The following is a 23,502-nucleotide window of genomic DNA, read 5'->3' on the forward strand; positions in this document are numbered from 1 at the left end:
TGGTCCAGTTGCCAAAGACTACGTGCGCCAGCATGAAAACCATAGCCGGCTCGTCGCGTTTTGGCGGAAGCTCATTCCAGAGCGGCGCGACGCACTCTTAAACGACGCCGCTGCGCCAACTGCTGGCAACCCGAATGGCGACGTCCCTCTCGTCTTATTTTTGGACTACAACTGCCCGCGGTGCCGGGCGGAAGACCGTACAATCCAGCAAGCCCTCAAGCATGATCCCATGCTGAAGGTTGTCTACAAACATTGTCCGGGCAAGAGACCGGGTTCCAAATTTGCCGCACTGGCGGCGCTCGCCTCCAGCAAACAGGGAAAATATGAGGCGTTCCATCACGCCCTTATGGCTGCTCGCGGCCAGCTCAGCCAATTCGACATCTTGACTATCGCACGACACGTTGGCCTCGAGGTTGAGCAGCTCAAGCGGGACATGGAAGACCGCGCCATCGAAAACGTCCTCGAGCGCAATTGCGCGCTCGCCAAGGAGCTGTACATCAACGTCACGCCGGCGTTGGTTCTCGGCGACGAAGTGATTTCAGGTGTGCTCAAGATTCACACGCTGGAACGCTTCATCGCCAAAGAGCGGGAAGAAGCTAAGCGTCGTGCCGGATCACAACTTCGGCATTTTGACAGCGTGGCGGCCGGTGCGATCCCGTTCTTTGGCCACGAGTGCCGCTTCTCGCGCCGGGCCAAATCTCTTATATGGCCCGGCAACGCGGTGCTAGCGTGCAAAGTCCTGCATTCAGCTCGCTTTCCTCAACTTGGCCGAACGCGATCGCACAGCTCGGGATCTATTCAGCCGGTCCTGGTGTTTCCGTTCCGCCATCGGCGTCTTTCACCGAAGCCTCGCCAGAAGATAGGCGGGAGACGCGCCGACGCCTGCTTCAGATCGCGGCCGGCGCGACGATGATCGTCATGGGCTCTCGCCCCCCTGGGGTGATCGTACAAGTCCCGATTGTCAGAAGAATCTGTTGACGTGGACGCCTCGGCGCCAAGCTCGCGCCACCTGTCGACAGCGCGGCCCTTGGCGTGTTGGATAAAGCCGCAAAGCGGTTGCAAGAAATCCCGTTCGGATTGACGAAAATGACGGTGGCCGCACCCATGCACCTCGATCATGCCATTCAAGGCCGAGGCTCTGGTCGAGGTCACCTCATTGAGGATGACGGCGGCCGGAATTGCCTGGATCAAGCAGCCAACCGTGGTGCGCGACACCTCATTTATTGAATTGAGGGTGGCGCCGGTGTTCCGGCATTGAAGTCCTGATATCAATTGTGCGACAGGCTGCCTCATCGAACCGCTGGCGGAGGCAAGCGTGGGCTGCAGCACCAGATCACAGGCATGCCGCCAGCGAGGCCATCCCATGTGCTTAATGGCCATGCCGCCAAGATCGAATTCGCTACCCGCATGAAACCTTGGTGTGGTGGAGGTGTTGAGAGGCACCTGCGCCAGGCTGGCGAACGGTTAGAAGCGGGCAAAACCCGTAGCTCAGCTCATAGCCCGCCTAAACAAAGGCGGGCATCGTAGAAGGCCGCAGTCCTTCGGACTTAGGTCCAAAAGAGCGGCCCAGGTGATTTCGCAAGCCGGGCGGGGGTTTGCGCCGTTCGCATCAAGAGCTGTCCGCCCGGCCAATTCTGTCCCTCACATAAGCTGGCGGTCAGCCGCAAACGGTATACCAGCTGTCGAATCGGCCATTGTTTGGAGCCGCACACAGAGCGCCGTAACAAACCTTCTCACCCTTGAAGTAGGCCAGGAACTGCAGCAAATGCGATATTTCGTCCTGTTCATCTTGGTCCCGGATACGCTCCGGACCGCCCTGCGACTTCAGTGCCAGCTCGATCAACTCGATCGCCCGATCTTTGTTGCCGCTCTCGTGATAGTACAGGGCTGCCAAACGATAAGGCAGGAGCTTACGTTTGTCGCTTTCCGGGGGATTCAGTGCCAGGATGTGTTCGGACAGCTGTTTTCCCATCGCCAAGCGCTCAGCAGACGGAAAGTGCGAATGGTCAAGGTTCGGAAAGAAGAGCTCGTCTAACGCCGCAACCATCCAATTCTCGGAGTTTCTGTTGATCGCGTCGCGAACGAATTGGCGCATGACGGGCAAGCCGACCTGCATGTCCTTCATTTTGTGAAGCAACAGATTCACATGAGAACGGCGGAAACCGAGGTTGTCCGGCATCAAGGCGATGCCTTCTTCGATCGCCGAGAGCGCCGTCTTCCAATCCTTTTTCTCCACCGCCGCCCGATATCTGTCCTTGATCGGCTTCTTCAGCGCTTGTTCGCGCGCTATGGGTTCGCCTTCCGCGATCCGCTCCGCATCGGCGGATTTTGCCTGATCGCTGGTGCGCCAGCTGCCGTTAAGCACCTTCGGCAAGACCTCATCGAGTTCCGTCGGTTCACCAATAAAGGCGATGCAGCCGTCTCGGTCGACCACGAAACTGGTGGGAATCCAGAAAGAAAAGCTGGGCTCCAGCCAAAGCTTGTCCATTTCGCCTGTGGAGTCGAATGCGATCCGATAGTTCAGATTCGGGAACTTTTCCGTCAACCAAGCGTCCAACGTGCTTCGGGCCTCATCGGCCGTTGGAGCGCGTTCACTAGCCGCGACTCCTACGATCTCAACGCCGCTTTCCCTGTATTTCTCCTGCAGCTGCATCAGATGCGGCATCCCGTCCACACACGAACCGCACCAAGTTGCCCAAAATTCGACGATGTACACTTTGCCGGGCTCGAAGCTGGTGAGGGGCTCGCCACGCAGCCAGGTTTCCGCTTGAATCGAAGGAGCCGGGGACTCGATCTGCAACACCACGTTGTTCTCCAAAGCCGTTGTCAAAGGTTGTGAGATTTTCTGCACGAGCTTATTTCCCTCTCAGAGACGGCACACGGTTCAGGGGAGAGAACATCCTCGTCTGCTCCATTGCATACCGTCCTGCTGCAAGCGTTGCAAGGTCCATGCCAGCGGGCTCAGCGCGCAAGTGCATGAATATGCTTTGAAAACCCTCCGCAGTGCCCGGATGGCGGTTGGATTGAACCTGACAAGTTTCTGCCTTTGTCAGGTTTTGAACGCGCATTGCCCGTGTTTCGCGCCGCCAGAAAAGCGTGGCCCATCCGCACGATCCTGAAGCCCAAACCGTCGAACACGTGCGACACCGCCGCAATATGTCGTGCCATGCATCGATGCCAAGCGCCTCGGCGTTGAGCTCGCAGCACGCCAGAACATCATCGACGAGACGTTCAAGCTCGACCCGGGAACGGGAAAACGGCCCGAGGTTTGGCCTTGGTCGGGACGGCCGAACGGCAATATCGCCGAGAGGGAAAGACGCAGAAGAAGATCATCACACCCGGCGAGCCGAAAGTGTCGGCAAGCCATCGCAGAAGGCAGCAAACATGCAGGCCCAGACGTATCGCTGGGCGATCTGAGGGAGTGGCATACGTTGCGCGCCTGGTGCAGAAATTGCTCGCATCATGCCGAAGTAAGGTCGGCCGCGCTAATCCGCCGGTATGGCAAAGGCGCACTATTCAGCACGGTCGAGGGCACTTGGTTGCCCGGGAATTGAACCGGCTCATCACTGGTCAGTGATAATGCCAGCCAGTTCATCTCGAACGCCATCCTCTCCTGCGCGGATCAGAACCGGTCGAATGGCATTCCATGCGCATGGCAAGCATCGCTATCGCCTGTGGCGCGCCGACTGCAACACCGCGCGGCCGCACTCCCAAATCGCCTGGCAGACACCGGCCAAGTTCGCCACCACCTTCAATCCGCGACGGTCGCTCGCGCTGCGCTATGCGAAAGGCTCCGCGCCAGCCCCCGTCGCTTCATCCGCCCAGCAGCGCACAACCCACGCCGGAAACGAACCCAAAACTGGAGAAACTCGGGGCGACGTCATTTAGATTCCACCCATGCAGAGGTACTTCATTTCGAGGTAGTCTTCGAGCCCGTGGCGGGAACCCTCCCGCCCGATGCCGGACTGCTTCATGCCGCCAAAGGGCGCCGCTTCCGAAGACATACGCCCCGTATTGATGCCAATCATGCCATATTCCAATGCCTCGGCCACGCGCCAGACACGCCTCAGGTTCGAGGCATGGAAAGGTGGCGAGCCCGTAAATCGTGTCGTTTGCCTCACAGACAACCTGATCCGCATCGTGGAAGCGGATGATCGGCGCCAACGGCCCGAAAGTCTCCTCTTGCGCAACCGCCATGATGCTGGAGATCTCGGTGAAGGCTGTGGGTTGAAAACGTTCGGCCCCGCATCGAATTATCCCACCCTTAGCAACGGCATCTGCGATGTGGGACTCGATCTTGGCCAAAGCATGCATGTCGATGAGTGGTCAGACGTCCACTCCCGGAGCGAAGCCGTCGCCAACCGATAAGTGCCGGACTTTCTCCACGAACTTCTCGACGAACTCATCGTGAACGCTCGATTGGACGTAAAGCCGGTTCGATGAAACGCAAGTCTGGCCGGCATTGCGGAACTTCGCCTGGATCGCCCCGTCAACGGCAGCGTCAATATCCGCGTCGTCGAAGACGATGAAGGGCGCATTGCCGCCGAGCTCGAGGCTGACCTTCTTGATCTAGTCCGAGCACTGGCGCATGAGCAGTCGGCCAACCTCGGTGGAGCCTGTAAAGCTGATGTTTCGGACCTTGGCATTGGAGCAGAGTTCGCGGCCCCACGCGATCACCTTCGGACGCATAGACCAGGTTGACAACGCCGTCAGGAAAGCCGGCTTGCTGCGCGAGGGCAAACATTGCACCTGCCACGAGCGGCGTCTGTTCAGCAGGTTTGAGCACGATCGCGCAGCCCGCCGCCAGGGCCGGCGAGATCTTGCGCGCCACCATCGACGCTGGGAAATTCCATGGCGTAATCGTGCCGACGACACCGATCTGCTGATTGATCACCATCATCCGACGGTCTGTAGACGGTGCGGAGATCGTCTCGCCATAGATGCGATTGGCTTCTTCGGCGTACCATTGCAGATACGCGGCCGCATGCGAAACCTCCGACTTGGCTTCGGCAAACGGCTTGCCCATTTCCGCAGTCAGAATCGCGGCGAGATCGCCTGCATGGCGATGATCAGCTGATGCCATCGCCAAAGAAGGTCGCTGCGCTCTCGGGCGGTCAGCGCCGCCCATCCAGGCTGCGCGACATAGGCCTCGTCTACCGCAGCCCGTGTCTCCTCCACGCCCATGTCGGACGTCCTGCCAGCACTTCGCCGCTCGACGGGTTGAGGACCACAAATGACCGCTCGCGAACTGACGTGCCAAGTGCCGGCAGGCGATGGACGGCGCCAAACAGGTCCGGGGATTTCAGTGGCGGATCATCGGCAGGCACAGGGGCAAACCGGGTTCCTCTCAAAGGCAGCTGATATGTATAATCGGCAGAGCCTCGGCGTGTACTCCGCACCTGCGGGTCCTTATAGGGCCTCGGCCATACGGCTGGTAGACCATCCACTCAACTTGAAAGGGAGAATTCTTGAACGCTTCTGGTCGATGGCTTGCGGTTCTCATCAGGTGCAAACTGAACAATGGACATCGGCTTCCCGACCGCGCATACCGGCCATCGGTCCGAATAGCAGCAGTGCAGCCAAATGCCTTTTTTGAGCATCATCGGATTGAAATTGCTTTCAAAAGTCCTCGATCTTGCCGCCCCCCATCGCGAGCGCCACAAACGGGCGTGGAAAATCAAAAGGGACCACAATCGAGAATCAGCACGGTGATGCCTTCTTTGCGACCGTAGGCACGCAGATCATCTGCCAGCTGGGCTCGGGACCGTGCAGGTCGCGCCCCAAAAAACGAGAAGGGGGGTCGTTGTGGTGGAAGAGGTCGGGGATTTTCGAAAGAGCGTCGTTTACGGCGGGTCGTCCCTGTAGAGCATTCCCCTCGAATGCGACCGCCTTCAAAGGAGGACTTGCCATCGACGCCACGCTGATAACCGCTGCTGGCAAGCTGGAACTCAATACCGGTTAATTGCACTGAGGGCGGCGGCAACCACCCCTCGAAAACTTTTTGCCCGGGGGCTTAAGCTCGGAAAGAGTGTTCCTTATCATATTGTGTTCAAAGTAAATGGACGTGGTGCGTTTCGTGGGTTGAATCACATAAAGTAGTCTGTGTTAACGTCTGCCAAACCACGTTCCCTTGCCGGTTCCATGTTGGGGCTAGATGGTTTATTTCGACCAGGGTTGCCACATGTTTTTTGACGGTGTTCCGGTTTGCACCGGTCAGGTTGACGATCTCGCCAATGGTCATTCGCCCGCGCTCCTTGAGGGCTTCAACTAGTTGAAGGGAGAATTCCGGAAGCGTACCGAGCACGAGACGCTCGCGCTCGATTTTCTTCTCAAGCCGCTGCTTTTGCTGCTGAAGAGCGCGCAGGAAATAAACAGCCCAGCGCTGCCAATTAGGCCTCGGACTGCGGATCGTTTTTTGAGTTTGCCGAAGCGCCAGATAGTAGCCCTCCTTGCTGTTCTCGATCACGCTTTCGAGCGAAGAGTAAGGCACATAAGCATAGCCACTGCGCATCAGCAGAAGCGTCGTCAGAACGCGATAGCCTTCCATTGCCGTCCTGGAATGGATGGATCTCCAAAAAGACCACCGTGAACATTGCCACGACGAGCAGAGATCTCGACCGCATCGACTGCGCCAGCCGACGCCCGGAGGGATTGTGCAGACGATCGAGCGGTTACGTCGCCGGCGCTAGAAAATAGGCCCTCCACTGAGCATCTATCATTAGCCTGAACTTTCGAGCCCTTGCCAAGCTTTGTCGGGGCGGTCTCGCCCATCACGGCTGGGAAGTGCGGTCCATGGAAACCGGCGTATCAGTTAGATCGATCATCTATGCAAACCCTTCGATGCGTTCGTGGACAATCGCGCGCATTTGCTCCGCCATCTTCGCGCCTTGAGAGCCGTCTGATAGAGGCGGCGGCAATTCGAGGTGGTTGAGCGCGCGTGAGAGGGCTGCAACAAGATCGTCGATGCTGGTATCCGCATCGGCTGCCTTGAGGCCAGCCGTGCTCGCGAAAGCCTTGAAGTCGGCGCGCCGCAGACGATCGTCCTTGCCGTTCAGCTTGAGGGCCATCCGGTCTTTTTCGAGGCGTGGAAACACGCGAGTCGTGACCGCGTCGTAGAGCGGAGCCATGCGAACTGAGCTGAATTGCGTGCTGCCGGGCTCTGCGATTTCCAGCAGTGCCATGTTCTTCAGGTGCATGTCGCCATCGGCGATCAGCCAGGCGAATAAGGATCGCTTCAGGACAAGCAGGACGTCTTCTTCGGGAGAGGTCGATAGCGGCCTTAGTGCCCGCGCGATGCGCTCCATCGTGCCGTCGTATTTTGCTTCGGTGGGCACGCCAAGTACCGAGCAGAAGTCCTCAAGCGCGAGCAGGTGTTTGTCCTCGAGGCTCGTTCTGATATCGAACCGCTCCACGAGTAGCGCCGGAGGCATCCCGTCAGGCATCGGGACGAGCGCTGTCGCGGGCGTCTTGAAACCGGCCGCGCTGCCCAAAGCGAGCGACTGCCATTCGATAACTGGCAGGGCCTCAAATCCGCCCGTACCCGCAGGTTTGAGAATGTGGGTAAAAGGCCGGCCGATACTGGGAGAGAGGGTGCCATCCGCACTGAGGAACATAGGCGCTTTGATCTGAACACCCGAAAGGCGAGGCGTATCAGTACGCTCGAATATCTGTGCGAGATTGCGTTCGAAACTCTGCTCCAGGTCGCCGCGACCCGGCCCTGCATACTGGCCAGTGAAGACAGTGTTTCTAGTGAAGCCATTGAGCCGGGTTAACAGGATGTCGGGCGGCAGGGCGGAGAGATCGCTCGCACGCTCGACGATGGTGATGTTGGACATGTAGCGTTTGCCCGAGCGTAGCGTCGCGCGCTCGTCGCGGTCGTTCAACACTGACTCAAGCCAGCCTTCAGGCAGCAGCGACAGAATGAAAGGAGGGAGCTTGCCCGGCGTGGTCTGGCGAACAAGTGGCGGGCCCTGATCGTCTGCATTCCAGCGCCACTCAAAACCATCATGTGTGAGATTTCCGAGCGGAGCGCCGTGCCACGCCACGATCAGATCGAGCGCGGCTCCGTTGCGTGCCGGTTCTGTGGTCAGTGGAGGGCGGAGGAAAAAGCGCTCGGCGTGCTCGCCCTCGCGATACCACTGGTTCGCGCGGGCAAGCGCCCATGTCGCGTCGGCAGCGCCCTGGGCGCTGCCGTATTGTTCTATGAGGCGGTTCGCGATTGCCTCGCGCATCGTCTCGCCGATGGATGCCGCGTGTTCGCTGCGCAGGCGGAAAGCTTCGAGGAAGCGCTGGCGCATCGAGGAGACGTCGATCCGGAATTCTCCCATTCCATCATCGACAATCGCTTGAGCGACTGATGGGTGGTCGGGAGCTGCGTTCTGAATGATTTCCAGCAAGCGCAAGCGCCTGCGCTGTATTCGTCGCCCGCTCAGGAACAGGCGGCCATCCCGGGTCGGGCCGAGAAGCACAGCGCTCGCCGCCGAGAGGTAAGCGTTCGGATACAGGTATTTGGCGATGCGGACGGCGTGCTTGAGTATCGTGGCCTCGATATCCTCCCCGGCATCGACATAGATGCCGCGCATTAGCTGGACGAGCTTGCCCGTTTCAGCCTGATAGTGGCTGCGGGTTTTATCGATGTTTTCCCCAACGAGGTGAAGGGCCATTTTCTAACTTTCCCGTATCTGAGATACGGGAAAGCTAGCATAGTCCGCTTCATATTCAAGAGTTTCTAACTTTCCCGTATTTGGCATACGGAAAAGTTAGAATACTTTCTCGGAACGACGGCGTTCTCGGGTCGGGAATCGAACCACGGGAGAGAACCTGGTCTGCGAGGGCGAGCAGGCAGAACTCAAGGCGTTCATTCTGCCACACCATAGTCGGATCAGCCACACGTAGGTCGGCGAGTCCTTCAGCTATTGTAGAGCGTGGGATTATTCGCTGTCACGGGCCAACGCCCATAATCGCGGGCTCGGCCGAAAGCAGCTTCTTCGCCGCCGCCCTGCCTGCTCGAGGATCACCTGCTCGATGAGGGCCGGGCGGCGCTGGATGTAGTCTATGCCGAGTTTGTCGAGCTGCAACCCGACAAGCGTGGCGGAAATCGGCCTGGAGGAACCCAGATTGTCGATAGCATAGGCGCCGATCAGATACTTCTTGCTCGCTTCGAGTTCGGCCGCTGTTGGGCCTGTGTCCACCAGCTCCTTGATTAGTTGTCTTATCAGGTCGAGCGTCTCGGCCGCCCTGTCGGCGCGCGTCGACGTCGTCACGACAAGCATGTTGGGCTGGTAGTCTTCCAAGCTGGACGAGACACCGTAGGCAAGGCCGCGCTTTTCGCGCACTTCCTGGAACAGACGTGAGGTAAATCGTGAGCCTCCGACTATATCGTTCATCAGCTGTCCCGCGTAGAATTCCGGGTCGTTGCGTCCCATGGCGGGAAAAGCCAGCTGGAGCGAAGTCTGGGGGAGGGCGTTGCGACCTGCGTCCGCTCGCCGCTTCGGGGTGACATCAGGTACGGGGGCGAGCGCCTGTTTCTGAGGCAAATCGCCGAACAGCTGGTCGAGCCTTGCTCTCAGGGCTTTGGCATCTATGTCGCCTACGACCGCCACATGCAGCCCGTCGCGGGCGAAAGCGGCTTTGTGGAAGGCGCTTAGATCGGCGGGCGTTACGCTGGTCAGGCTCCCTTGGGCGGTCTCGAATACGGATGCGTGCCGTAGAGTCCGCGCCGCCAGGCCAGCTCGGGGATCGCGTGAGGTTCGCGCTCATCGGCAATGATTTCGGAGAGAAGCTGGGCGCGTATGCGGTCGAAAACTGCTGGTATAGCCGGCTGCGGGTCCCGCCGCCGAGGATGTCGGCCAGCAGTCGAGCGCCTCGGCCTCGCCGGGTGCGGCCGTATGATAGGACGGCACCATCCATTGCGTGGAAAAGCGCGGCACCGAATTGCGCACGCCGGTCAGCGTCACCGTGCGCTTGGCGTTTTGCTCCGGCTCGACTGGGCGGATGCGGGTTAGACCAGGAGCCGTCGGCACGGTTCCCTACGTCTTATCGGCCAGCGCCTTGACCGTTTCCGGCTCGACATCGCCGGCCACCACCAGGACGGCGTTGCTGGGCGTGTAATATTTGTCATAGAAGGCTCTGGAGTCGGTGCCGTAGCGGATCGTGTTGGAATTTGGCGGAGCAGCCTCCGGCAAATTGAGGTTATCGGTTCATGCGGCGAGGTCAATCTGCTGATCGAGTGGCTTGGCGGGGAGCGTGTGCCATCCGTCGATTTTTCGCATCGAGATTTCGCCGGACGCAATCAACGCCCAGAACAACATTGCCGCGGTTTCGGCCGAAGGCAGCACGGTCTGGGTCTTGATGCGCCGCTTGAACTCTTCATGCAGACGCTCAATCGCGTTTGTAGTTCTGGTGCGCTTTTCCACTGGCTCGGCGGCAGGCGCGTGAAGGCGAAGAGGCGCTCACCGGCCTCCTCCAGGCTGTCGGCCACCGCCCGGCACTTGAGCCGCCATTTGCGCAGGAACGCCTTGCGGCGGCTCTCGATCTCCTCCGGCGTGGCCGCGTAGATCATGTCGGTGTAATCGGCGCTGATCTCCTTGTGCAGGCGCTCGGGAGCGTGGGCGAGCAGGTTGCGGTGCTTGTGAACCGTGCATCTTTGAACCGGCACCCCGTCCCACAGCCCAGCGATCGCCCCGTCCAAGCCGGGTGCGCCGTCGACGATGAGGAACTCAGGGCGGCGGAGGCCGCGTGCGACGAGATCGTCGAGGATCGCCCGCCAGGCCTCGGTCGTCTCGCCGCCCATGTTCTTGACCGCGAGCAGGATCTTGTGGCCGTCCGCGCGCACGCCGATGACAACGAGCAGCGGGATCGAGGTCGCCTTGCGGTCGAGCCTGACACGAACCACCATCCCGTCGAGGATCAGGCGCACGATCGGGCTCGTCGGCCAGCGAGCGACCCTTCCAGGCGTCCCAGTCCGTCTTCACCTTGCGCCAGGTGCGGCTGACGACGTCCTTGCCGATCGCGCCGCCGAACAAGGCGGCAAGCGCACGACGGACGCGTCGCGTGTTCGTGCCCGCCAGGTAGCTCGACGCGATCAGTGCGTCGGCGGCCTTCGTGCGCCGCTGATAGGCGCGCAGAGCCTTGCTCCTCCATTCCACCGTCTTGTCCTCGTCGACATCGAGGCGCGCCCGCGGAACCGTGATCTCAGTGGTGCCGAAGATCCCCGTCAGCGTGCGCGTCCGGCTGCCGTGGCGGTGGCCGGCGACACCGGTGGTCTCATCACTGGCGCGCCGCCGGCTGCCGGCCATAACGGGGACGGGCAAGCACCGCTTCCAACTCGGTCTCGAGCATCGTCTCGATGAAGCCGCGCACCCGCTCGCGCAGGCCAGCTTCGATCGGATCAAACCAGTTGTCGAAAAGATAGCTCGTCGCCTCATCCCCCGGATGAACGGCTTCGGCTTTCATGGTAGTCCTTGTCATGGCGTAGTCTCCTGTCCGGCACCGCAAGGCCGGATGATTCGAGGTTGACACCCCGGAGACTACGCCAACTCACAATTCCAACCACTCCCGCGACGGCACCTTGGCAGTCATCTGCTCGGCAACCAAATCGAGCGGGACTTCGCTCTTGCGGGACTTCTCGAAGAGGAGGCGGGTTCCGCGAACCCAAGTCATCACGACCACACGCCGGCGACAAGGATTGAGACCCAGCCGCCGTCGAGCACTTTCATGATATTCGCCGAGAAGAAGCCGACATCGACCACCCCGAAGACGAGCGCAAGGCCGAGCGCCGGGAGGAGCGTCCACCTCCAGATACGCCTCATCACGACGTGGAGCAGGATTGTCGTCACAACCATTTCGCCCGTGACCGATATGCCATAGGCTGACGGGAGGGCGCTGGACTCACCAAAGCCGATGACCGCAACATGACCGACCATGCGAGCAGCAGGTTGACGCGCGGCAGGTATATCTGCCCGAATTGCATTTCGGATGTATGCCGGATTTCGAAGCGCGGAAGCATGTTGAGTTGGACGGCCTGTCGCACAAGTGAATAAGCGCCGGAATCACGACCTGGCTGGCGATCACAGTTGCCGCCGTAGCCATCACCACCATCGGCACCAACGTCCAGCCGTGGTCATCTCGAAGAATGGATGTCAGATCGTCCCGCCTCGGGAAAGAACGAACGCGCCCTGCCCGAAATAGCTAAGCAGCAGGCACGGAAATGCGATCGCCAGCCAAGCCAGCACAATCGGCCGGCGGCCAAAATGACCGAGATCAGTGTAGAGCGCTTCAGCCCCGGTTACGGAAAGGCTCCGCGGGCGGCATACTGCCTTGCCGAAGGGGCCATAAATGCTGCGCATCTACACGGGCCAGAACGGCCATCTGACAGCAATTGACGGCTTGCCGGAGGCCGAAGCTCTCGGTGCTCTCTGGCTCGACCTCCTCAACCCGACTGTTGAGGAAGTGAAGCTTGTTAAGGCGCATCTGGCCATTGATATCCCGACGCGCGACGAGATGGCGGAAATCGAGTTGTCGGACCGTCTTTATCATGAAGACGGCGCCGAGTTCATGACGATCACCGCGGTCGCGAATATCGAGGGCGAGGACCCTGTCAAAGCGCCGGTTACCTTCGTTATCAAGGGCCAGGCGCTCGTCACTGTCCGCCACGCCGAACCGAAGCCGTTCTTGATCTATGCGGCGAAAGCACAGCGTACTAGCGGCCCTCCCTGCACGTCCGGCGAATTGGTGATGCTGGGTCTGATCGAAGCGATCATCGACCGCGCGGCCGACACGCTTGAGCGCATCGGCGACGAGATTGATGCACTCTCACGCGAAATTTTTCGCAACACGTCTCCGAGCGCCTCGAAGAAAACACGCAACCTTCAATCCCTTGTCGAGCGAATCGGCCGGAAGGGTGAGCTGCTGACGAAAATTCAGGAGAGTCTCGTGAGCATCGCGCGGCTCGTCTCCTACCATAGCGCGAGTGACTCGACCAGCTGGGCAGTCGCGTCGTCCGGTCGCAAGTTGCAGAAGGAAATCCGGCAACGTATCAAGCTCGTCCAGCGCGATGCCACGTTCCTCAGCGACCATGCGACCTTCCTGTCCAACAAGATCAACTTCCTGCTGGACGCGACGCTGGGTCTCATCAATCTGGAGCAGAACCAGATCATCAAGATTTTCTCGGTCGCTGCCGTCGTGTTTTTGCCGCCGACGCTGGTTGCCTCGATCTACGGCATGAACTTCGATGCCATGCCCGAGCTAAAATGGCTTCTGGGCTATCCTTTTGCGCTGGGTCTGATGGTGCTCTCCGCCGTGGTTCCGTATCTCTTTTTCAAGCGGCGCGGTTGGCTGTGAAAGGAAATAGGCTGGTTCGGGGCGCTTACTGAAAGTCCCACGTCCCGGAGCGGTCGCGCAGCTCAGCGAATTCGACATCTTGACTATCGCACGACACGTTGGCCTCGAGGTTGAGCAGCTCAAGCGGGACATGGAAGACCGCGCCATCGAAAACGTCCTCGAGCGCAATTGCGCGCTCGCCAAGGAGCTGTGCATCAACGTCACGCCGGCGTTGGTTCTCGGCGGCGAAGTGATTTCAGGTGTGCTCAAGATTCACACGCTGGAACGCTTCATCGCCAAAGAGCGGGAAGAAGCTAAGCGTCGTGCCGGATCACCAACTTCGGCATTTTGACAGCGTGGCGGCCGGTGCGATCCCGTTCTCTGGCCACGAGTGCCGCCTCTCGCGTCGGGCCAAATCTCTTATATGGCCCGGCAACGCGGTAGTGGGCGGACCAAGCCGTTCTATGCAGCGCACCAGACAAAGGGCAATGACCAAAGCCGTCCCGGACATCGCATCGGAGTTCAACGTCTTTGCACCAATGCCCAGCAATGGTCGCCGCGACAAACAACGCCTGCGAACGGGCGCTGTGAGCCGCCATCGTTCAACGAAAGATCACCAACGGATGTCCCGAGGAGGCCCCATGAATCGCTGCACATCAGCATTTGCAATTCTTGCTTTCGGCACGTTCTGCACATCGTCGACCATCGCCATGGCGGCGCATTCGACCACCTATTCAGCGCCCGACAAGAGCGTCGTGTTTCTTGGTGGCGTTGGCTACACCTGGCTAAAGGGCAACGAGCTTTTCTACGACGAAGTGGGCAATCGTATCAGCAAATTGATCTGGGAAACCGGCGCGCCGGTTCTGACCACCGGGCTAAAGGCCGAGGTCTGGAAGAACTGGACCATCTCAGCCAACGGCGTATTGCCGGACAGGATTGGTCGGATCAGTCAATCCACCCCGACACCCGCCTTGACCGCTACATCAACCTTGACATGGCAGCAGGCCCAGACTTCGTGATCAACGATGCCACGGTTATCAACCTTCATGGTGGCTTCAAATACACCAACATGAAGTGGAAGGCCTATGGCGGTTCGTACATATAGAGTGGGGACGGCTTCGGCTTTCGCGAGGATCGCGGCAAGTTCCCGGACGGCGAACCGGTCATCGATTACGAACAGCGCTATTTCGGCCTGTTCCTTGGCGCGAAAGCGACCACGACGCTCGGGAACTTGACGCTCTCGGGTCTGCTCCGCAGCGGCTTCACCGTTGATGCAAGCGCTGTTGACCATCACTGGCTGCGCGAGGAGGGGCGCGGCCTGCGATTTGAGGACGACTTCTTCACGGTGCCGTTCATCTCGGCCGGCGCCAAGATCGATTATCAGATGACCGACCGCGCCAGCGTCTTCCTGGCCGGCAATGTCGACAAATATTTTCGCAACAAAGGCTAGAAAACGGCCTACAGCATCGCGACCGGCGAACAAGGAGCCCACAAGGATAGCGCTGGCATGGACTTCTATGCCTTGACCCTGTCGGCCGGCTTCAAGCTGACGTTTTAAGCGCAGTCGTTTCTGACGCTGAGCACGTAAGACCATGCGTGCATTAAGGACGCACAATGCCTCTGCGCGCAATCCATTCAATCGCGGCTATCCAAGCGGCGCCGACGTTGGCCAGGATCTCAGGATTGTCCGGGCGGTCCGCCAGGCCTGGTATGGCCGGCGTGGAGGTGTTGTCCGCCGGTCATCCCGTCGATTTTAAGGTCCCGACGGCCGTCTGGCACCGGTGCGCGAGCCGCCAGAAAAGCGTGGCCTTCCGCGCGATCCCGAAGCCACAAACCGTGAGAACCCGTGCGACACCGCCGCATCACGTCGTGTCGTGCATCGATGCCAAGCGGCTCGGCGTTGAGCTCGCCGCACGCCAGAATAAACTTGGCGCTCCTCAAGATTGCAGAGTCAGGCTAGTGGGTTGCGTCCCGCGGCGTCGTCTCCCAGCGTCAACCGGATCGTCTCGGCAATCTCCTCATCGGGCGCGCCGGGACGCGGTTCATCGTAAAGGCTATCGAGCCGCTGTTCGGCAAAGCGCCGACGCAATGTGCCCACTGTGTTGGGCGTTGCACCAAGGCGTAAGGCAATTTCCTTGTTCTACATCCTCTCGCTGGCCAGCAGCACTATCCGCGCCCGTCGCGGCAGGCCTTGCGCCGTGCCTCGACGCCGGACCAGACTTTCCAGTTCACTCCGCTCTGCTGCGGAGCCAGCGCCTTGAGCAGCGGCCAACCTGGACTCGTCCCGTCCTCGAAAAGCAAATTGTTACGCAGATGCTTGTCCACCCTGACCCGAGCCATCCTCCTGCACGCTTTCGCCGTTGCGCGCGACGAAGACCGCAACGCTTCATCGCGCTTGGCGTAGTGGCACCAGGGACCGCCCATCGAATGACTCATGCGAGGCATCTCAAGGCTGTCCGCGGTCCAGCGCCAGATCTCCGCCTCGCCCGAGGCGCGCAGAGCTGGCCGGTTGTGCAGGAGCCGTAGGCAATATTCGCCGTCCTTGTTCGGATGGGTAACGCTTGCGTCTCCCGTCGCATTCTACCTCGCTTTCCGAACGTAGCCGTGATGCGAACTCTTGCTGCATATAAAGTCGAATCAGGGGGATTTGGATCATACGATACGGAGGCTTGACTTTGGCAGTCGCTCTGCGACGTTACCTATATAGGTCGAAATGAGGTGATATGGCTCATGGATAGGTCACGGAGACCCGAATGACGGCAACGCATAAACGCACCTATTCGCGCTACGCAATGGAAGCGCTTGGCCTTTTCGGTAAGACCATCCGGCTGGGCCGGATGCAGCACCGGTTAACCGCACAGGAGTTAGCCGAGAGAATCGGTGTTTCACGCAGCACCCTGCAGCGCATCGAGAAGGGCGATCCCAAAGTTGAAATCGGACTGATGTTCGAAGCTGCTGCCATTGTCGGTGTGAAGCTGTTCGATGCGGACGGCAAGGGCATCACAGCCCTCACAGGCCGCATGGACGATCGCATCGCGCTGCTGCCGAAGCACGTCTACAAGGCCGGCAAGCAGATCGTCGATGAGTTCTAAGGTCCCCAAGTACGACGAAGCCTATGTCTGGGTCTGGCTGCCGGGCGAGACCGCGCCGGTTGTCGCCGGGCGGCTATATGCCCATGACGGACTCGTCAGCTTCAACTATGGCAGGAGCTTTCGTGAACTGGGCAGCGCGATCCCGCTTTATCTCCCGGAACTGCCCCTGAAGGCAGGCGAATTGCCTTTGCTTCCTGGCCTAACCATGCCGGGATGCATCCGCGATGCTGCCCCCGATGCCTGGGGACGACGGGTTATCCTAAACCGCAAATTCGGTGTGAAGGGCGATGAAATCGCGCGGCTCGATATTTCAGAACTGACGTTCCTGCTGGAATCAGGCTCGGACCGCATCGGCGCGCTCGATTTTCAGTTTTCGCCCACGAATTACGAGCCGCGCGCACTGGCCAATGCCACTCTCGAAGAGCTTGTCCAATCGGCGGAGCGGGTAGAGAAAGGTATTCCGCTCACCTCCGAATTAGATCAGGCGCTGCATCACGGCAGCTCGATCGGCGGCGCAAGGCCAAAGGCGCTGATCGAGGACGACGCCATCAAGCATGTCGCGAAATTTTCCTCGTCTGCCGACCTTTACAGCGTCGTCAAAGGAGAATTCATAGCCATGCGGCTTGCCGCCTTGTGCGGCATCAGAGCGGCATCCGTCTCGCTCGTTCGCGCCGCAGGCAAGGACGTGTTGCTCGTCGAGCGATTCGACCGGATCAAGGTCACGGGCGGCTGGCAACGCAAATCCATGGTCTCAGCGCTGACGATGCTCGCGCTCGATGAGATGATGGCGCGTTACGCCAGCTACCAGGATTTGGCGGAGATCATTCGCCACCGATTCACCGCGCCGTCGGAAACTCTGCGCGAGTTGTTCGGCCGCATTGTCTTCAACATACTTTGCGGCAACACCGACGATCATGCCCGCAACCATGCGGCATTCTGGGACGGGGCTAAGCTCACCCTCACGCCTGCTTACGATATTTGTCCGCAGGCCCGCAGTGGCCAGGAGGCCAGCCAGGCCATGCTCATCAGCGGCAATAACCGCATGAGCCGGATCGCGTCGTGCCTTGAAGCCGCGCATCACTTCCTGCTCAGCGCGCCGGAAGCTCTTGCGATTGTTGAAGGCCAGCTCCGATGCATTGCGGAGAATTGGCCGCGTGTCAGCGAGGAAGCTGCGCTATCCGGCACAGATCGCAATCTGTTCTGGGGCCGACAGTTCCTCAATCCCTACGCTTTTACGGCGCTGGAAGGGAGCGCCGACGTTCTCCGCGCTCTGGCTGACGAACTACGCAACAGTGTTCACGCCTGATCCGGCGCTGGATTTCGGACAAGCTCGGCAAGCGCAAGACGCCCACAATATGGACAATCCTTGCCGTGCCAGCACGAAGTCATGAACAGACGGCTCTTCGACAGCGACAACGTGCACTGCGGAGAGATGTGGAGCTGACAACGCAAGAGCCCACAGACGCGCGACTTCCCACGATACAACTCCACATAACTGAGCGTCTACAAGCGCTGCAGCCAGCGTAACATCCCGCCATCATAGCGATGATTGTCTGATCTTTTGCCGATGACATCACGTCGGGAAAGACTTGTTCGAGCGCTTGCCGCTTCATATCGATACCGGCCCGGGCGTAGCGCACGTTACGTTCAGCCCCGAGTGGCTAGCCATTGACTGATGGTGGCGATGTCAACACCCGCCTTGACAAGGTGGATGGCCGTCGTGTGCCGCAAAGAGCGGTGATGGATGCTTTTTCCGCCAGGGTGGTTCCTTCCCCCGCAGCCATATCAAAATGTTTGCGCAGCAAGTATCGAACACCGAACCGGGTCAGCGGTGTGCCGCGGTCGTTGAGAAAGCCCCTTTGCTCGGCGGGACAGGGCGATACCAGACGAAGGTCAAAATTCGAAGTTTCAGGATTTCCTGAACTCGTGCATCCGTATTGAACATCAGCGAGAACAGCGCGTAATCCCGCTGTCCAGAGGCGTGCGGCGGTCAATACGCGCCAGGACGCTCTTGATTTTCCGGGCCCTTCGAGATATTCGACAGGTGCCACCCGCGCGCCCTCTTGAAGGGAAGTGTCACCACCAGTTGCAGCGTATCCATATATTCGGGGTGCTCCGAGATCAGGGACCGCGCAAAGGTATGCATCGCCGCCAGCCTTGCATTGCGGGTCGCAACTGCCACGCTCGACCTCAAGTGACGTGAGAAAACTGCCGATCCTGTCGGTATTGATGTCGGAGACCGCTTCTTTCAAGAATATCTTCCCGCTCTCCGCGGCATGAGCCCGTGGCATGCTTCGGCCCAATGCGGTGGATTGATGTTTCTTCATGCCACAACCTCGCTGACGAGACCGCCGAAAGCCCCTTCAAAGCGGTCGGTGGCGATCTCTCTCAGCTTTGGAAGGTAGTGCATTGATTTTTCGTGGATGAGGACCCTGTTTAAGGGGTGATTTTCGTCCAAACGGGACCCCTTAACGATGGGGTCATCAAGATGCCTCCGGTTTGATCGGAGGCGTTTGTGTTTTGGATGTTGGTTTTGGAGACGATTGCAAAGATACGTCGGCTGTCGCTGGTCCAGGGGAAGTCGATCAAAGCGATCTGCCGTGAGCTGAAGATCTCGCGCAAGGTGGTGCGCAAGGTCCTGCGTTCTGAGGAGACGGAGTTCCGCTACGAGCGCAAGCACCAGCCCTATCCCCGCATGGGAGCTTGGCGTGAGACGCTGGACCGGCTGCTGTCGGCGAATGCGGCCAAGCCGCAGCGGGAGCGGCTGACGCTGATCCGTATTTTCGAGGAGCTTCGCGGCCTCGGCTATGACGGCAGCTACAGTTCGGGGTGGCGGCATGCTCAGAGCTGGGCGGCGGAACGCGGCAGCGCCGTGGCCGAGGCCTACATTCCGCTGAGTTTTGCACCTGGCGAGGCCTACCAGTTCGACTGGAGTCACGAGATCGTCCTGCTCGACGGCATGACGGTGACAGTGAAGGTCGCGCACATGCGGCTCTGCCACAGCCGCATGTTCTTCGTGAGGGCCTATCCGCGCGAGACGCAGGAGATGGTGTTCGACGCGCATGACCGGGCGTTCGCCTTCTTCCGTGGCGCCTGCACGCGCGGCATCTACGACAACATGAAGACGGCGGTGGACGCGATCTTCATCGGCAGGGATCGCCGCTACAACCGCCGCTTTGCGCAGATGTGCGGGGCATTACCTTGTCGAGCCGGAGGCCTGCACACCGGCGGCGGGCTGGGAGAAGGGGCAAGTCGAGAACCAGGTCGGGCTGGTGCGCGAGCGCTTCTTCACACCGAGGCTGCGCTTCAAGACGTTGGAGGATCTCAACGGCTGGCTGGCCGACAAATGCGTTGCCCAATGCCAAGGCGCGTCGGCATCCCGAACAGGGTGAGCGCACGATCTGGGACGTATTCGAAGAAGAACGCGCCAGCTTCATTCCCTATGCCGGTCGCTTCGACGGCTACCATTGCATTCCCGCGTCGGTGTCGAAGACCTGCACGCTGCGCTTCGACAACAACAAATACTCGGTGCTGTCGAGCGCCGTCGGTCGGCCGGTCGAGATCCATGCTTATGCCGACCGCATCGTCATCCGCCAGGATGGCGCGGTCGTCGGCGAGCACGCACGCTCTTTCGGCCGCAACGAGGTCGTCTACGATCCCTGGCACTACGTGCCGGTGCTGGCCCGCAAACCGAACGGCCTGCGCAACGGCGCGCCTTTCCGGGAATGGGTTCTGCCATCAGCCATGGAGAAGGTGCGCCGCAAGCTAGGGGCGGCCGATGACGGCGACCGGCAGATGGTGTCGATCCTCACCTGCGTTCTGACCGACGGATTGAGCGCGGTCGAGAGCGCCTGCCAGGAAGCGCTCGAGCATGGCGTCTGTTCGGCGGCGGTGATCCTCAACATCCTGGCCCGCAGCCGCGATCCGGCGGCGGGCACGATCCTTTCCATTCCCCAGGCCCTGACGCTGGCTCACGAGCCGGTCGCCGACTGCGCCCGCTATGACAGTCTCAGGAGGACAAACAGCCATGGAACGCACCGAGGTACTGGAACTGATGGGAGCGCTGAAGCTCTACGGAATGCGCAGCGCCTATGACGAGATCATGGGCGTCGCCATCAAGCGACAGCACGAGCCGCCCAGGATTGTCGGTGATCTCTTGCAGGCCGAGATATCGGAGAAGCAGGCCCGCTCCATCAAATACCAGTTCGCCGTCGCCAAGTTGCCGCTGGCCAAGGACATCGACGACTTCGACTTCGCCGACACGCCGGTCACCGAACCCCTGATGCGCGATCTCGCCCCGGCGGCGCCTTCGTCGCCGATCAGCGCAACATCGTCCTGGTCGGCCGCCTTCACGGGTCACCCAACTCGCGCGGAAGGTCGACCGCATTGCGACGGGCGCGTGTCGACTTCCCAACCATGTCAGACAGGAGACACAACGCTATCGGAGCGATCGCATTGTCCGAAACGATTTTCCCAGTTGGCACGACGGTTGCGGTCCTATGCAAACTAGACCTGAGAGCCGCACCGCATGAATGTAGCCTCCCAACCTCTCGCGCCTGTGGCGCACCACGAAGCCGGGCACGCGGTGGCCGCCATCGTTTTGATGCGTCAGGTGTTCGACGACGACCGTGAATTCCCTGCTTTCTCAAGTGTTAGTATTTACCCCGACCCCGGTGACGGAGATTACCTTGGTGTTGTCATGAGCAAGTGTTTTTATTCAGCGCAAGGATTCACCTCGAAGCGAAAGCCGATTTTCCAGGACGATTTTGATCGATATTTCGAACGCGATGGTGCGATCCGGCAGATAGTTGCGTATCTGGCAGGTCCTTTTGCAGAATCCGCATTCAAAGGCTATCTGGACCCGTTCGATATGGCGATGAATGCGTCCGACGAGAATGAGGGGAGCGGCGACTACGCGAATGCCGAGCGAATCTATCGTGAGTTGCGGTTCCTGATGCCGCGCCGCCCCGATTGGGGGCGGATCGAAGATCGCACGGCCCGGCTAGTACTCGATCACTGGTCGGCCATCGAAGCATTGGCCGCACATTTGCTGGTCAAGCATGATCTCCAATTCGATGAGGCGCTGACGATTGTTGCGCCGCATCTTCCGCCCATGCCAGCAGCTACGCCGCCAGAGCGTCCATTTCCGCAGCCTGCTTGATCAGCCATTCGATGTGATTTGACCACATCTGCAACGCCTCGCGCTTTTGCTTGACGTAGGTATAGAGATTGTAGATTTCGCTTATGTCTGTCAGGGACGCTGCCTTGTGATTCAGTATGTGCTCGATGACGTGTGGCAATACCTGCCGCCTGCCGAGATTTGTCGCGAGCGTCCTGCGCAGATCGTGAAGGGTCCAGTTCTCCAAAGCCGTTGCCCCTCGCAGGGAAAAGAAACGTGTCATTGGTCTTCGGTACCGACTGGGGGACCGACACCGCCAGTGTGGACAGCGGAATAAGCGTAGGCTCTTCGTTCTTCGTGCGGTCCGCCGATAGGTCCCATGTTCCGGCTTCAAGGTTGAGTTCAGACCAACGCATCGCGGCAACTTCCGTACGCCTCTGTCCGGTCAGCATGAGCAGCTTGACGATGGAGCCGAACGAATAGCCGATATCGCCCGGTTCGGGCTCACAGCCCGTCCATATAGCCGCCAGTTCGGCATCGTTCACCACTCGCTTGCGCTTGACGATCAGGGCCGGATTTTCCAATCCCTCGCGGGGAAACCGCGACGAGCCGTTGCGGCGGTTTGCGACACCGGATAGCCGCCAGTTCGGCATCGTTCATCACTCGCTTGCGCTTGACGATCGGGGCCGGATTTTCCAATTCCTCGCGGGGAAACCGCGATGAGCCGTTGCGGCGGTTTGCGACACCAGTTGAAAATGCCCGCATATACCAGAAGGCCGTGTTAGCCGCTTGCGGGTGACCCCCGGCGACGATCTTCTTGGTGATGTTAGCAATGTCGGTGTCGGTCACATGGGGGATAGAGCGACTCCCGAGGGCAGGCACAAGATACCGGTTCAGGCTGGCCTCGACCAGTTCCCAGAAATCCCATTCTGCCTTGCCGGTCTTTGCAAAGCCCGCTCCCTTGCATTCGCGCCGATCGGCCGACCCCGTTCGAGGAAGGGCGTGATCTGGTCGGCGGCATGCAGAATCCGGGTGGCGCGGCTGGTCCGGTCGGACGCGGTCTGATCGAGGAAGCCAGCCGGAATGCCGGCGGCTCGTGCGGGAAGGGCGTTCATGAGAAGGTCCTGTCGGGCAAGCTGTTTGGGGGCACGATCACCATAGTTGATCAGGCTCCCGAGTGGGGCATTCTCGTAAATGTCGCTTGCGGACGTATGTTTGCTCTTTGTCCAGAAACAGAAAAGGCCCGATGGGACGGCCGGGCCCAGGGCGGTGTTTTGAGGGTCGTTACTCGGCGGCCTGGAGGTGATCGCCGTCGCCGTCCTCGGTATCGTCAGCGCTGATCTGCGCCTGATTGGCAAGGAAGGCTGGCAGTTCCGATGGAGCTATGCTGGAATTTGGGTGACGAGGCTGATCAAGCGGCGCTCTGCGGCTTCGTTTCGATGACCTCGATTCCGTCCAGGAACCTGGCACCTGCGATGAGTTTCGGCAACTGATTTTGTCCTTTCAATCGTCGCCACGTCCTGGCCGCGGCCATGACCAGCTTGAAGACCATCAGCTGGGCGGTTTTCGAGGATAGCGAGCCCTTGGTACGCACCGTGCGGTGGCGAACGGTCGCAAAGACGCTTTCGATGGGATTGGACCTTCGCAGATGATCCCAGTGTTCGGCGGGGAAATCGTAAAACGCCAGGAACGCATTCTGATCCTTCGTCAGGCAGTCGACCGCCTTAGCATACGCCTCGGCTTCCATCTCGATCGCCTGCGCAAGCAATTTGCGCGCGCCGCTGCGAAGTACATCCGTCAGGTATCACCGATTTCGTCGGGCTGACGAAGGCGAACAATGTTGATAGTCTCGTTCATGGCGTATCGCTCTCCTTGAGAGGTACTGGCAGGCTTCATCACCCGCCTCGATACGCCGCTCTCCTCAAACCGTCATCACCCAGTTTCCGCCATAGCTCCCCCCTGATTGGTCCG

19 protein-coding genes and 8 pseudogenes are annotated in these 23,502 nt (G+C 59.9%); 11 read left to right on the plus strand and 16 right to left on the minus strand.

Annotation, left to right across the window (positions count from 1 at the left end):
• The first annotated feature begins 22 nt into the window (after positions 1-22).
• Entirely contained in the window at positions 23-913 is an 891-nt protein-coding gene (locus EOA75_RS00370) for a DsbA family protein (RefSeq protein ID WP_236370657.1), read from the plus strand.
• Positions 914-1,117: 204 nt separating this feature from the next.
• Entirely contained in the window at positions 1,118-1,258 is a 141-nt protein-coding gene (locus tag EOA75_RS33820; RefSeq protein ID WP_164746818.1) for a hypothetical protein, read from the plus strand.
• Between the two features lie 399 nt (positions 1,259-1,657).
• Here the strand turns inward: EOA75_RS33820 and EOA75_RS00380 are convergent, their stop codons facing one another.
• Together EOA75_RS00380 and EOA75_RS33825 are read right to left on the minus strand one after the other, a co-directional pair.
• Positions 1,658-2,851, minus strand: coding sequence for a TlpA disulfide reductase family protein (locus EOA75_RS00380; RefSeq protein WP_236473684.1), 1,194 nt, complete (start codon positions 2,849-2,851; stop codon positions 1,658-1,660).
• 609 nt (positions 2,852-3,460) lie between these two features.
• Positions 3,461-3,607 (minus strand): hypothetical protein, encoded by a 147-nt coding sequence (locus tag EOA75_RS33825; RefSeq protein ID WP_164747228.1) that lies wholly within the window; start codon positions 3,605-3,607, stop codon positions 3,461-3,463.
• Here EOA75_RS33825 and EOA75_RS00390 point away from each other — a divergent pair.
• Positions 3,567-3,888 (plus strand): annotated as a pseudogene (locus tag EOA75_RS00390) (IS3 family transposase); the annotation flags it as partial. The gene EOA75_RS33825 and the pseudogene EOA75_RS00390 sit on opposite strands and share 41 nt — an antisense overlap.
• Here the strand turns inward: EOA75_RS00390 and EOA75_RS00395 are convergent.
• The 8 genes and pseudogenes from EOA75_RS00395 to EOA75_RS00425 form a co-directional block, all read right to left on the minus strand.
• A pseudogene (locus EOA75_RS00395) lies at positions 3,885-5,335 on the minus strand (NAD-dependent succinate-semialdehyde dehydrogenase). The pseudogenes EOA75_RS00390 and EOA75_RS00395 overlap by 4 nt on opposite strands.
• Positions 5,336-6,049: 714 nt before the next feature.
• The gene (locus EOA75_RS00400; protein WP_236473726.1) at positions 6,050-6,547 is read right to left on the minus strand and encodes a helix-turn-helix domain-containing protein; all 498 of its coding nucleotides are present in this window, start codon (positions 6,545-6,547) and stop codon (positions 6,050-6,052) included.
• 19 nt (positions 6,548-6,566) lie between these two features.
• Positions 6,567-6,623 (minus strand): annotated as a pseudogene (locus EOA75_RS35705) (hypothetical protein); the annotation flags it as partial.
• A 201-nt stretch (positions 6,624-6,824) separates the two neighbouring features.
• Positions 6,825-8,663, minus strand: a complete 1,839-nt coding sequence (locus EOA75_RS00405) for a HipA domain-containing protein (RefSeq protein ID WP_091595876.1) — start codon at positions 8,661-8,663, stop codon at positions 6,825-6,827.
• 267 nt (positions 8,664-8,930) lie between these two features.
• Positions 8,931-9,725, minus strand: coding sequence for a pitrilysin family protein (locus EOA75_RS00410; protein ID WP_329608241.1), 795 nt, complete (start codon positions 9,723-9,725; stop codon positions 8,931-8,933).
• An 82-nt stretch (positions 9,726-9,807) separates the two neighbouring features.
• Positions 9,808-10,139: pseudogene (locus EOA75_RS00415) on the minus strand (insulinase family protein); the annotation flags it as partial.
• Between the two features lie 60 nt (positions 10,140-10,199).
• Positions 10,200-11,454: pseudogene (locus tag EOA75_RS00420) on the minus strand (IS256 family transposase).
• Between the two features lie 132 nt (positions 11,455-11,586).
• A pseudogene (locus tag EOA75_RS00425) lies at positions 11,587-12,296 on the minus strand (KUP/HAK/KT family potassium transporter); the annotation flags it as partial.
• Between the two features lie 40 nt (positions 12,297-12,336).
• On the opposite strand from EOA75_RS00425, the gene EOA75_RS00430 reads away from it, so the two are divergent.
• The 3 genes from EOA75_RS00430 to EOA75_RS34745 all read left to right on the plus strand — a co-directional run bounded on the left by EOA75_RS00430 (position 12,337) and on the right by EOA75_RS34745 (position 14,339).
• Positions 12,337-13,341, plus strand: coding sequence for a magnesium transporter CorA family protein (locus tag EOA75_RS00430; protein WP_127313429.1), 1,005 nt, complete (start codon positions 12,337-12,339; stop codon positions 13,339-13,341).
• A 79-nt stretch (positions 13,342-13,420) separates the two neighbouring features.
• On the plus strand, positions 13,421-13,672 hold the full coding sequence (locus EOA75_RS00435) for a DsbA family protein (protein ID WP_281034021.1): 252 nt from the start codon (positions 13,421-13,423) through the stop codon (positions 13,670-13,672).
• A gap of 136 nt (positions 13,673-13,808) precedes the next feature.
• Complete coding sequence (locus EOA75_RS34745) at positions 13,809-14,339, plus strand: hypothetical protein (protein WP_236473727.1); 531 nt, start codon at positions 13,809-13,811, stop codon at positions 14,337-14,339.
• Here EOA75_RS34745 and EOA75_RS35515 read toward each other — a convergent pair.
• Positions 14,270-14,959, minus strand: coding sequence for a hypothetical protein (locus EOA75_RS35515; protein ID WP_280141194.1), 690 nt, complete (start codon positions 14,957-14,959; stop codon positions 14,270-14,272). The two genes, EOA75_RS34745 and EOA75_RS35515, sit on opposite strands and share 70 nt — an antisense overlap.
• Before the next feature lie 1,114 nt (positions 14,960-16,073).
• Here EOA75_RS35515 and EOA75_RS00445 point away from each other — a divergent pair.
• A complete protein-coding gene (locus EOA75_RS00445) occupies positions 16,074-16,412 on the plus strand; it encodes a helix-turn-helix transcriptional regulator (protein ID WP_029354813.1) in 339 nt (112 codons plus the stop codon).
• On the plus strand, positions 16,402-17,718 hold the full coding sequence (locus EOA75_RS00450) for a HipA domain-containing protein (protein WP_091595870.1): 1,317 nt from the start codon (positions 16,402-16,404) through the stop codon (positions 17,716-17,718). Before EOA75_RS00445 ends, EOA75_RS00450 begins: the two co-directional genes overlap by 11 nt.
• A gap of 355 nt (positions 17,719-18,073) precedes the next feature.
• On the opposite strand, the gene EOA75_RS00455 is transcribed toward EOA75_RS00450, so the two are convergent.
• On the minus strand, positions 18,074-18,664 hold the full coding sequence (locus EOA75_RS00455) for a hypothetical protein (protein ID WP_127313432.1): 591 nt from the start codon (positions 18,662-18,664) through the stop codon (positions 18,074-18,076).
• 272 nt (positions 18,665-18,936) lie between these two features.
• Between EOA75_RS00455 and istA the strand changes: the two are divergent.
• The 3 genes and pseudogenes from istA (at position 18,937) to EOA75_RS00470 (ending at position 21,573) form a co-directional block, all read left to right on the plus strand.
• Positions 18,937-20,507, plus strand: a pseudogene (gene istA / locus EOA75_RS00460) (IS21 family transposase).
• A pseudogene (locus EOA75_RS00465) lies at positions 20,440-20,756 on the plus strand (ATP-binding protein); the annotation flags it as partial. The pseudogenes istA and EOA75_RS00465, both read left to right, overlap by 68 nt.
• 241 nt (positions 20,757-20,997) lie before the next feature.
• Positions 20,998-21,573, plus strand: coding sequence for a hypothetical protein (locus EOA75_RS00470; RefSeq protein ID WP_127323342.1), 576 nt, complete (start codon positions 20,998-21,000; stop codon positions 21,571-21,573).
• Here the strand turns inward: EOA75_RS00470 and EOA75_RS00475 are convergent.
• From EOA75_RS00475 to EOA75_RS00490, 4 genes are all read right to left on the minus strand, one after another.
• A complete protein-coding gene (locus EOA75_RS00475) occupies positions 21,536-21,814 on the minus strand; it encodes a tyrosine-type recombinase/integrase (RefSeq protein ID WP_126057763.1) in 279 nt (92 codons plus the stop codon). The genes EOA75_RS00470 and EOA75_RS00475 overlap by 38 nt on opposite strands.
• Positions 21,815-22,035: 221 nt before the next feature.
• Positions 22,036-22,380, minus strand: a complete 345-nt coding sequence (locus tag EOA75_RS34755; RefSeq protein WP_236473687.1) for a hypothetical protein — start codon at positions 22,378-22,380, stop codon at positions 22,036-22,038.
• 44 nt (positions 22,381-22,424) lie between these two features.
• Positions 22,425-22,646 (minus strand): hypothetical protein, encoded by a 222-nt coding sequence (locus tag EOA75_RS00485; RefSeq protein WP_127323343.1) that lies wholly within the window; start codon positions 22,644-22,646, stop codon positions 22,425-22,427.
• Between the two features lie 296 nt (positions 22,647-22,942).
• On the minus strand, positions 22,943-23,332 hold the full coding sequence (locus EOA75_RS00490) for a transposase (protein WP_268931540.1): 390 nt from the start codon (positions 23,330-23,332) through the stop codon (positions 22,943-22,945).
• Positions 23,333-23,502 lie beyond the last annotated feature (170 nt).

Source organism: Mesorhizobium sp. M1A.F.Ca.IN.022.07.1.1 (genome assembly GCF_003997575.1).
Classification (GTDB): Bacteria; Pseudomonadota; Alphaproteobacteria; order Rhizobiales; family Rhizobiaceae; genus Mesorhizobium.